This window comes from Pedobacter sp., assembly GCF_045628745.1.
Taxonomy (GTDB): domain Bacteria; phylum Bacteroidota; class Bacteroidia; order Sphingobacteriales; family Sphingobacteriaceae; genus Pedobacter.
In genome coordinates this window covers 1-9,450 of the sequence record NZ_JAZQPU010000346.1, presented here as the reverse complement: position 1 = coordinate 9,450, position 9,450 = coordinate 1, and the positions used below count along the sequence as shown (strand labels likewise).

Here is a 9,450-nt window from a genome sequence, read left to right as displayed (position 1 = left end):
TTTCAAAACACGTATGTTCCTCTACATATTAAGTATTAATCTCTCAAAACATTTTATTTATTAACTAAGTTATAATAGGGTATTTGAATTAAAACCCTATTCTATGTTAGCAATGAATTATCGGGGCCCTTTCAGGGTACGAATCGATCACAAGCCTTACCCACAACTTTTGCATCCCAATGATGCTATCGTAAGAGTTACCCGCTCTTGTATTTGTGGTTCAGATCTACACCTTTATCATGGTTTAGTACCTGACACGCGGGTGGGTATGACGTTTGGACACGAGTTTATCGGTGTGGTAGAAGAAATTGGTCCTACGGTGGTCAATTTAAAAGTAGGCGACCAGGTACTGGTGCCATTTAACATTGCCTGTGGAAAATGTGCTTTTTGCAAACAGGGGCTGTTTGGCAATTGCCATGAATCTAATCCGCAAGCTACTGCCGTTGGTGGTATTTATGGTTATTCTCATACCGCTGGAGGTTATGATGGTGGCCAGGCAGAATATGTGAGAGTTCCTTATGCTGACGTTGGTCCAATGGTTATTCCTCCTGATCTTCACCCTGATGATGCTGTTTTGTTAACCGATGTGGTGCCTACAGGTTACCAGGCAGCAGAAATGGCAGGCATTAAAACCGGCGATACGGTAGTGGTTTTTGGTGCTGGTCCTATCGGTATTATGGCTGCTAAATGTGCATGGCTTTTTGGTGCAGCAAGAGTGATTGTGATTGACCACCTGGAATACAGGCTTGATTTTGTAAGGAAATACGCCAACTGCGAGGCTTACAATTTCAGATCTATGGAAGACCCTGTTTTGTTCATTAAGAAAACGACAGATTACTTTGGTGCCGATGTTTGCATTGATGCAGTAGGCGGTGATGCCTCTGGCAATGCCATGCAAACCATTACCGGTAAGAAACTTTTACTGCAGGCAGGTTCTGCCACGGCTTTGCACTGGGCTATAAATAGCGTTAAAAAAGGCGGTATTATTTCTATTGTGGGTGTTTATGGCCCTACCGATAACCTGGTGCCTATTGGCAATGTGCTCAATAAAGGGCTAACCATCCGGGCCAACCAGGCATCGGTTAAACGATTGCTTCCCCGCTTAATTGAACATATACGTGCAGGACATCTAGATCCCAAAGGTATCATTACCCATAGGGTGCCCTTAGAAGAAGTTGCAGATGCCTATCATATCTTTTCTGCTAAGCTGGATAACTGTATTAAAACCATATTAATTCCGCCATCTGCAAGAATTTAAGCTCAAAACCATGGAAAATAACAATAACGATTATAAAAATATCAAAGGTTGGGGGGTAGATGCTGATCCTAAAAATGAGCCTACCTATCCCATGAAAACCTATACCGGCGATGACCATCAACGCTCCAACTGGGAACGACCGGTGCAGCAAATCCCGATAATGGAAGTGTTAAAATCTAATGAGCGCCCAGACCTCAGTGCGGTTTATGGGGCCACCTTGCCTCCTAAAGGTTTAAGTGGTGCCATCAGGAGGTATGCTTTTAAGTATAGTGAAAGCAGTTATGGCCATTGGCTGCCTCTGCTACTGGCAGACCGGATTAACGTAGTTGAGGGTATTGTGGACGACCTTAAACATGGCCATGTGCCTAATATCTTTGCCGAAAGGGGCTGGAAGGCTGAAATTAAGTACAACCCTAAAGGTGCGGCAAAAAAGATAATAACAGGGGTAGTAGTCGCTGCAGTTATATGTACCCTGCTTTCTAAAAAACGAAAAGAGTGGTATCGCATATAGGTTACGTATACATACGCTACTATAATCATAATTACTTGCAATTATACAAATTATAAATACGGGTTTATCTACATAAAACCCGTATTTATATCTTCTTCAAGATTTCGATATTGTGAACAAGCAAACGCTCCAATCACTATCATGAAAATCTTGCACATAAGCGTAATGCGTGGGCCAAACTATTGGTCTGAGCTGAGAAAGAAATTAATTGTAGCTAAAATAGAAGTAAAAGAGACTGATGATCAGAAGTCCGCAGGACTAATAGCTATCGGTGAAAAGCTTGAATCTTTACAACCAGCCCTACATAACCTGGCACCTTATGGCTCTATTTTAAATGTGGTTACCCAGGTCGCCGTAGAAATACAGTGCCGGGCAGGTATGGATTGTGTGTATCATCAAATACACCCTACCGCAAATCCGGAACACTTTATCCTTTGTTTTTCCTATACCATTGAAAAAGCGGGTATTTATGCTGCCAAAGCGGCCGTCAACCTGGTGAACGCTTTACTAGCGGATCAAAAATACCAGATCGAAAAGGATATTCAACACCTGATCCGCATTAGAGAAAGCCATAACCACGATAGTGAAAATGCCAAACCTATACCGAACTTTCCCATTGTAGCGGTAACAGGCACCAATGGAAAAACAACCACTACCAGACTCATTGCTTATTTAGTTAAATTTGCAGGGTATAGCGTGGGCTTTACCACTACGGATGGTATTTATATCAACGATCAGCTGATTTCTATTGGCGATTGTAGTGGTTCGGTGAGCGCAGCGGTGGTTTTAAACGATCCCCGTGTTAATTTTGCGGTGCTGGAATGTGCCAGAGGGGGGATATTGAGAGCTGGTCTTGGTTTTGATGAGTGCAATGTAAGTATTGTCACTAATATTTCTGGCGACCATCTCGGTATGGATGATATAGAAACCATGGAGCAGCTGAGCAGGGTAAAACTTACAGTTCCCAAAGCAACGGCCAAAGATGGTTATGCTATTTTAAATGCCGATGATGACCTCGTGTATCGAATGAGGAAGTTTTTATCATGCAAAATAGCTTTGTTTAGCCGGCACCCCGAAAACAAGCGGATTATTAAACATTGTAACAAGGGCGGACTGGCGGCCATTACCGAAAATGGTTTTTTTACCATTTGCAAGGGCAGGGAGAAATTCAGGATCGCTGCTATCGCAAATGTACCCTTGTGCCATCATGGTAAATCTACCTGCATGATGGAAAATGTGCTCCCGGGAATGCTTACCGCCTTTATTTATCAACTCTCTGTTGATGACCTTGAAATAGCCTTAAAGAAGTTCCATCCCTCTCCAGAAAATACCCCGGGAAGAATGAATGTGTTTGAGTTTCCAGAGTTTACACTGATGGTAGACTATGCACATAACGAAGGAGGCTACCGGGAATTGAAGAACTATACTGACCAGCTGGAGGTAACCTCTAAAGTGGGCATCATTGCTGCAGTTGCCGATCGTCCTGATGCTGATATTGTAAATATGGGCCGTCTTGCGGCCACCATTTTTGATGAAATCATCATTAGGCATGATGCTGACAACAGTGGTCGCACGCACGAAGAACTGAACGAGTTGCTGCTGGTGGGCATCAGGGAGATCAATCCATTGCTGCCCGTAAAAGTGATCTCAAATGAATTTAATGCCATTAAGTATGCCATTACACACGCTAAAAAGGGAGACTGGATCTTTGTGAATGCCGAAAATGTTTATGACACCCTTTTTTATATCAACCAGTATAAACCAAGGGCCTTGTCCAGGCCTACACCCCAGCACTTACAAAGAAGGGGCGTATTTTAAACTTATTGAATCATGCCATTTAACACCGCATATTTAATCAGTGTTGCCGTATTGCGGCAGCCTGTTTTTTCAATTAAATTCTGACGGTGGCCCTCAATGGTTCTTTTGCTTAAAAACAACCTTTCTGACATCTCCTGATTGGTCAGGCCTTGGGCAATCAGCGCCAGGATTTCTATTTCCCGGGAGCTAAAGTCAACATTGAGATCCGCAGAAACGGATTGTATGTTTGAAAATTCTATAGAACGATCTAAAAGCCGAATGGCAATATTAGAGCAAATATATCTTTCGCCGAGGCTTATCTGGTTTAAGGCAAAGTTAAGTTCTTCCGCATGGATAGTTTTCATCAGGTAACCCGATGCCCCTGCAGTAAAAGATTGCTGAATAGATTTATTTGAGTCACTCATGGTGAGCATGATGACTTTTATTTCGGGGTTAATTTTCTTTAGCGCAGTTATAAGGGAAATGCCATCCATTTCTGGCATGTTGATATCGGTAAGCACAATATCAGGCATGAGTTCCTGATTGAACATTTCAATGGCCTGGGCACCGTTACTGGCCTCGGCTAATATATGAACGTGTTCGTTTTCAGTTAAAATCATCCTTATACCTTCACGTACAAGATTATCGTCGTCAACCAAAATTACATTGAGCATATAGTAATGGTATTAGGTTAAAAATAGATGTGCACATGGTAATGAATTTATGCTTTGATAACAAGCATTGCTGTTAAAGGTTTTATAGATTCGTCGTCTCTTAAAACCTTTTTTATCAGCTTAAAAAAGAATAGTTGCTTTTTATAAAGTAAGTTATAAAGCAACATTGTAAATATTCAAGAATAAGTAGGAGAGCTGCAGGTTCTTTAAAGATCTCCCTCGGTTATTGAGGGAGATCTGTTTTTTTATCCGGCTTTGATTCATTTTCTTTATCCTTACTGCTTTGCTTTTTGCCTGTCGCCTCAAACCAATGCAGGTCACCCGGACTTAATAACGATTGCGGATCTATATCCAGGCTGGTATCGTCATTGGTGATAATTTGTTGTAAGATTTTCTTTTTTTCTGAACGTATGCCCATGATTTAAATTTACAAAAATTCTTACAAATTATAAATACAAGTTTTGCTGCAGCAGGAAATAAATAGCTGATGTTGTCTTATTTCTGTAGCCCTAAGCGATATTGATAAATGGCATCAGTAACAGCTGTCTTATTCAATATCAGGCTGTCACCTTTAACTTCATAAGTATAATCACCCTTTAAAATAGTGTTCCAGTCGAAGTTGGCCGTCCACATATTTTCATCAGCAAAATTAATCACCTTTTTATCCAACACCTTAAAAGTACCAGATCCTTTTGTTGAGGTGTAATTGCTTTGGTTAAAAGTAAGTTGACTTTCTGTAGCCGTAGTAGCCCCAGGGGTGCCCGTAATGAATTTACCTTTAAAGGTGCCTGTGAATTTCGCCTGATTTTCGGTGGATTTACAGCTCCACAATAAGCCTATGCTCAAGGTTAATAATAATAGTTTTTTCATAATCATGTAGGTGTTTTAATGTTATAACGCTCATCAGCTTAATCATTGCTATATACCATAAAAAGCAGGTAAAGGTTTTATTCATTAAGCAATCATCCCATTTTAATAGTAATTATATACCTAAGAAAGCAAATGGGTTTGATGTTTTTTAGCATTCAGTTTACAAGTATAGTTGATTTTTGTTCAGAGTACTTTTAATTTCCGTAAATTTGCAGCAATTACATTAAATAGAATATACTGTGTCGTTAGATAAATTAAAACTAAGTAAGTCCCTGGTAGCTGCAATGACCGATGCCGGATATATTTCCGCCAAAGAAATTCAAGCTAAAACCATGTCCAGAATATTAGGAGGACAAGATATTATTGCTGTTGCTCCTGAGGGTAGTGGTAAAACCACCAATTACGTGCTTTCTGTTTTAATGCGTTTAAAATACGGTAGTGATGAAGCACCTAAATTTTTAATTCTTGTACCCGACAGAGAAAGAGTAGAAGCGGTGATTGCTGAATTTATGAAACTCAGCAAAAACAGAAACCTGCGTATCATTGGCCTAAGTGGCACAGGAGGCATGGAGTCAGAAATCAATGATTTAGTTGAAGGTATTGATATTGTTGTTGCCACACCTACACGTGCAAGAGCTGTATATTTAAAACTCGGCTTGAACCTCAGTAAACTGCAAATGTTTATTGTAGACGATGCAGAGGTAATTTTAAAACAAGGAATGCAACTGCCAGTATGTGAACTTGCCCGCAGTGCAGGTAAATGTCAGCACCTTATTTTCACCACTGTGGTACACGATAAGCTGCATCAAATGGTAGATCAGTTTTTAAAATTCCCTACTATTCTGGAAGTTGATGAATTGGGCGATAAAAAAGCGACTACCCATGAATTGCTGTTATACCAGGTGCAGAACTTCAAGACCAAAATTAACTTGTTGAACTTGTTGTTGAGAGATGATGAGGTATTTGATAAAGTTATTGTTTTTGTAAACACCCGTTTAACCGCACAAAAGCTGAGTAAAAACTTAGTTTCGCGTAAGCCTGGAGAAATTGCGGTGTTAAATCCACTTTTCTTCGATGAGGAAGGCTTTGATCATATTGAAGACTTTAAAGAAAACCCTGAAGCCAGGGTTTTAATTGTAGCCAATGAGGGTACTTCTGCCTTAGACCTTTCTGGCATAGGCTTCATCTTCCATATGGAAGTACCTGAGCAGAAAGAGATTTTCTTAAGCAGAATTGTGAAAACTACGGAAGAAGAAGTAGTGGCCATCACTTTTTCTACTGATGCCGAACTAGCCGACATCCGTAAAATTGAGCAGTCTATTGGGGCTAAAATTGCTGTGATGGATTTGCCAGAAGATTTGGTAATCGATAAAGTGGCTAAAAAAGCAGGTTTAGATAAAAGCAGAATCGTTAAAGAAACTGTTGAAGCCCCTAAAGGCGGTGGTGCTTACCACGATAAAAAAGACGGTAATACCAAAGATTACAATTATGGCATTGGGCAAAAGCTTAAAATGACCATGAAGAAAAAACACAGCTAATTACAAGCTATCTCAATTTATTTTTCTTTAACATCACATTAACTGTCTCTTAGTTGAACCTAAGGGACAGTTAACCTATGGCTAACCGTTAGCTAAAACTTAGCTAACCCTTGGAACCTACCTGGTAGGGACATGCTACCGGTTTGCTACCGGATTTCCGGTACAAAACCGGTAGCAAACCCGGAGCTGACAGGTCTTTGCATAATGCTATTGGCTAGTGATGGGTTATCTAACAGCTAGGTAAAGGTTAATGAGCTATAACCGATAAGTTGCTTAACTTTTAAATACCTTTTTAACTGTTCTCTTTTTTTAACAGTCAAAAGTTTGAGTTTAATTGCTTTGTTAAAAGCCAATTACTGCCCCTTTATCTTCCAATTTTAAGCGCCTACTTTTTCTTTGACAAAAGAATGATGAATTGTTGCAAAATCCGTTTTACATTTGCCTAACACTGTTAAATAAAATAACGGTTTGTCATATGGGAAGTAAAGAACGGATTGCAAGATTAAAAGAAGACACCAGAACTAACATTTTGGAGGCCTCCCTGGAAATCGTCAAAGAGGAAGGGTGGCAAGCTTTAAGTATGCGCAAAATTGCAGACAAAATTGAATATACGGCACCTATAATTTACGAATATTTTGAGAATAAAGAGGGTATCCTGCTAGAATTAACCCGCCAGGGTTACATTATCTTAAACCAGGAGATCAAAAAAGCCATCGAGAAAGAAACAGAACCTGCCAAACAATTGGAGGCCATGTGGATTGCTTACTGGAACTTTGCTTTTGAAAACAAAGAATTGTATCAGCTGATGTATGGTGTGGAAATGAACTGCTGTTACCTTAAAAAATCGCTGCTAGAAGCTGAATATACAAATAAACTATTTTTAAGCATGATTAAGGAAGTCATGACGGATGAAAATCCTAGTGAAGACCTCATTTGCAGAAAACATTATACATTTTGGTCGGTTATTCATGGATTGATCTCTATTAACCTGGTGAACAGGGGCAGGGGACAAGAAATGAACCAGTTAATTTTACAAGACGCTATTAAAGGAATTATTAAATATATCAACGATTAAACAAATAAAATAAGGTTCATGAAAATGAACCTCTTTTTTCTACACTTACTTAACGGTGTTAAATAAACTATACCCGTTATACCCCGCGTATCTTAAAATCAAACATATCATGAAACATTATCCTTCTCACCCCCAGTCATCTAACACTGTTAAACGATCTAATATCGTTATGAAAGCGTTAAGCCTTGTTTTTGCCATTCTACTCTTCGCCTGTAATCGCCAGGAGAAACTTCAGGTGGCTAATCCAATTGTACAAACCTTACCTGTACTGGCCATCAATAACAGTTCTAAAACAACTTTCCTTGAATATCCAGCTTCTATTGAAGGCGCAGTAGATTTAGAAATACGTCCGCAGGTGTCGGGCTCCATTGAAAAAGTATTTGTCAATGAAGGTGCCCTGGTACAAAAAGGGCAGCCGCTTTTCAAAATCAATGAACTTCCCTTTAAAGAAGCTTTAAACAACGCCAAAGCATTATTGCAATCAGCACAGGCTGCGGCATTAAATGCACAGCTTGAAATTGAAAAACTAACGCCATTGGTGGCTAACAACGTAGTTTCGCCATTTCAGTTGAAAAGTGCAAAAGCTGCCCATCAAATGGCCTTAGCCAATGTGGCCCAGGCAAAAGCAGGCATCGGTGCGGCACAGATCAACTTAGGCTATACCCTAATTAAAGCACCTGTAACAGGTTATGTGGGCAGACTTCCTAAAAAACAAGGTAGTTTAGTGAGTTCAGCAGATCCTATGCCGTTAACACAACTCTCCGATGCACATGATGTTCATGTTTATTTTTCATTGAGTGAAGATGATTTCATTAGCTTCAATGAAAAATACGCTGGCAAAACTGTTGCAGAGCGCATCAAAAATATTCCCGGTGTATCACTTTTATTGGCCGACAATACTGTTTACCCACATGAAGGTAAATTAGACATGATTGATGGCCAGTTTGATAAACAAACAGGAGCGATTACCTTAAGGGCAACTTTTCCAAATGAAGGAGGTCTATTGCGCTCTGGAAATACAGGTAAAATAAGGCTGACCATGACGCATGACAATGCTTTGTCTGTGCCACAGGAAGCAACCATGGAAATTCAGGACAAAATCTTCATTTTCTCGGTCAGTAAAGATAACAAAGTGAGCAAACAACCCATCACCATAATGGGCACCAGCGGTAGTAATTACCTTGTTAAAAGCGGCATCAAAGACGGTGACAGAATTGTGTTAAAAGGCATGGAAAGTTTGAAAGACGGCGAGTTGATTGAACCAGAAGTTACTAAAGATTTAGCTGCAGTTCAAATCTCAAAATTATAATCCGATGTTTAAGAAATTTATTGAGAGGCCAGTATTGGCCACTGTGATCTCCATTATCCTTGTTATCCTGGGCGTGTTAGGTCTTACAAAATTGCCCTTACAGCAATTTCCAGATATTGCACCACCTGCAGTCCAGGTAATGGCCCTTTATCCGGGTGCCAATGCTGAAACAGTACTGCGTGCGGTGGCCCCTTCCTTAGAGGAGTCTATCAATGGGGTAGAAAACATGAGCTACATGAGCTCTACAGCAAGTAATGATGGCTCGCTGGTCATTACAGTTTATTTTAAACTGGGTACTAACCCAGACCAGGCGGCCGTAAATGTTCAAAACCGTGTATCTCAGGCTACGAGTCAGCTCCCTGTAGAAGTTGTACAAGCAGGTATTACGACCGCAAAACAACAGAACAGTTTAATCATG

Annotated in this window: 10 protein-coding genes; 7 read left to right on the top strand and 3 right to left on the bottom strand. The window is 40.1% G+C overall.

Features of this window, described 5'->3' with window-relative positions; all coding sequences use genetic code 11:
- Nucleotides 1-103 precede the first annotated feature (103 nt).
- The 3 genes from ACR2F7_RS12650 (at nucleotide 104) to ACR2F7_RS12640 (ending at nucleotide 3,587) form a co-directional block, all read left to right on the top strand.
- A complete protein-coding gene (locus tag ACR2F7_RS12650; RefSeq protein ID WP_432713920.1) occupies nucleotides 104-1,258 on the top strand; it encodes a zinc-dependent alcohol dehydrogenase in 1,155 nt (384 codons plus the stop codon).
- A 10-nt stretch (nucleotides 1,259-1,268) separates the two neighbouring features.
- Nucleotides 1,269-1,769 (top strand): hypothetical protein, encoded by a 501-nt coding sequence (locus tag ACR2F7_RS12645; RefSeq protein ID WP_432713919.1) that lies wholly within the window; start codon nucleotides 1,269-1,271, stop codon nucleotides 1,767-1,769.
- A gap of 141 nt (nucleotides 1,770-1,910) precedes the next feature.
- Nucleotides 1,911-3,587, top strand: coding sequence for a Mur ligase family protein (locus tag ACR2F7_RS12640; RefSeq protein ID WP_432713918.1), 1,677 nt, complete (start codon nucleotides 1,911-1,913; stop codon nucleotides 3,585-3,587).
- Nucleotides 3,588-3,589: 2 nt separating this feature from the next.
- On the opposite strand, the gene ACR2F7_RS12635 is transcribed toward ACR2F7_RS12640, so the two are convergent.
- The 3 genes from ACR2F7_RS12635 to ACR2F7_RS12625 all read right to left on the bottom strand — a co-directional run bounded on the left by ACR2F7_RS12635 (nucleotide 3,590) and on the right by ACR2F7_RS12625 (nucleotide 5,110).
- The gene (locus ACR2F7_RS12635) at nucleotides 3,590-4,240 is read right to left on the bottom strand and encodes a response regulator (RefSeq protein WP_432713917.1); all 651 of its coding nucleotides are present in this window, start codon (nucleotides 4,238-4,240) and stop codon (nucleotides 3,590-3,592) included.
- Between the two features lie 223 nt (nucleotides 4,241-4,463).
- On the bottom strand, nucleotides 4,464-4,658 hold the full coding sequence (locus ACR2F7_RS12630) for a hypothetical protein (protein WP_432713916.1): 195 nt from the start codon (nucleotides 4,656-4,658) through the stop codon (nucleotides 4,464-4,466).
- A 77-nt stretch (nucleotides 4,659-4,735) separates the two neighbouring features.
- Nucleotides 4,736-5,110, bottom strand: coding sequence for a hypothetical protein (locus tag ACR2F7_RS12625; RefSeq protein WP_432713915.1), 375 nt, complete (start codon nucleotides 5,108-5,110; stop codon nucleotides 4,736-4,738).
- A gap of 239 nt (nucleotides 5,111-5,349) precedes the next feature.
- Between ACR2F7_RS12625 and ACR2F7_RS12620 the strand changes: the two genes are divergently transcribed.
- The 4 genes from ACR2F7_RS12620 to ACR2F7_RS12605 all read left to right on the top strand — a co-directional run.
- A complete protein-coding gene (locus ACR2F7_RS12620) occupies nucleotides 5,350-6,648 on the top strand; it encodes a DEAD/DEAH box helicase (RefSeq protein ID WP_432713914.1) in 1,299 nt (432 codons plus the stop codon).
- Nucleotides 6,649-7,123: 475 nt separating this feature from the next.
- Nucleotides 7,124-7,723, top strand: coding sequence for a TetR/AcrR family transcriptional regulator (locus ACR2F7_RS12615; protein WP_432713913.1), 600 nt, complete (start codon nucleotides 7,124-7,126; stop codon nucleotides 7,721-7,723).
- A 109-nt stretch (nucleotides 7,724-7,832) separates the two neighbouring features.
- Nucleotides 7,833-9,032 carry an efflux RND transporter periplasmic adaptor subunit gene (locus tag ACR2F7_RS12610; protein ID WP_432713912.1) on the top strand — a complete coding sequence of 400 codons (1,200 nt, stop codon included), beginning with the start codon at nucleotides 7,833-7,835 and terminating at the stop codon, nucleotides 9,030-9,032.
- A 4-nt stretch (nucleotides 9,033-9,036) separates the two neighbouring features.
- A partial coding sequence (locus tag ACR2F7_RS12605; protein WP_432713911.1) for an efflux RND transporter permease subunit occupies nucleotides 9,037-9,450 on the top strand: 414 nt, incomplete at its 3' end.

What these genes read in the sequence shown, in the direction of transcription:
- ACR2F7_RS12610 (WP_432713912.1), top strand. Translation starts at nt 7,833, where the DNA reads ATGAAACATTATCCTTCTCACCCCCAGTCATCTAACACTGTTAAACGA.
- ACR2F7_RS12615 (WP_432713913.1), top strand. Translation starts at nt 7,124, where the DNA reads ATGGGAAGTAAAGAACGGATTGCAAGATTAAAAGAAGACACCAGAACT.
- ACR2F7_RS12640 (WP_432713918.1), top strand. Translation starts at nt 1,911, where the DNA reads ATGAAAATCTTGCACATAAGCGTAATGCGTGGGCCAAACTATTGGTCT.
- ACR2F7_RS12630 (WP_432713916.1), bottom strand. Translation starts at nt 4,658, where the DNA reads ATGGGCATACGTTCAGAAAAAAAGAAAATCTTACAACAAATTATCACC.
- ACR2F7_RS12635 (WP_432713917.1), bottom strand. Translation starts at nt 4,240, where the DNA reads ATGCTCAATGTAATTTTGGTTGACGACGATAATCTTGTACGTGAAGGT.
- ACR2F7_RS12650 (WP_432713920.1), top strand. Translation starts at nt 104, where the DNA reads ATGTTAGCAATGAATTATCGGGGCCCTTTCAGGGTACGAATCGATCAC.
- ACR2F7_RS12645 (WP_432713919.1), top strand. Translation starts at nt 1,269, where the DNA reads ATGGAAAATAACAATAACGATTATAAAAATATCAAAGGTTGGGGGGTA.
- ACR2F7_RS12625 (WP_432713915.1), bottom strand. Translation starts at nt 5,110, where the DNA reads ATGAAAAAACTATTATTATTAACCTTGAGCATAGGCTTATTGTGGAGC.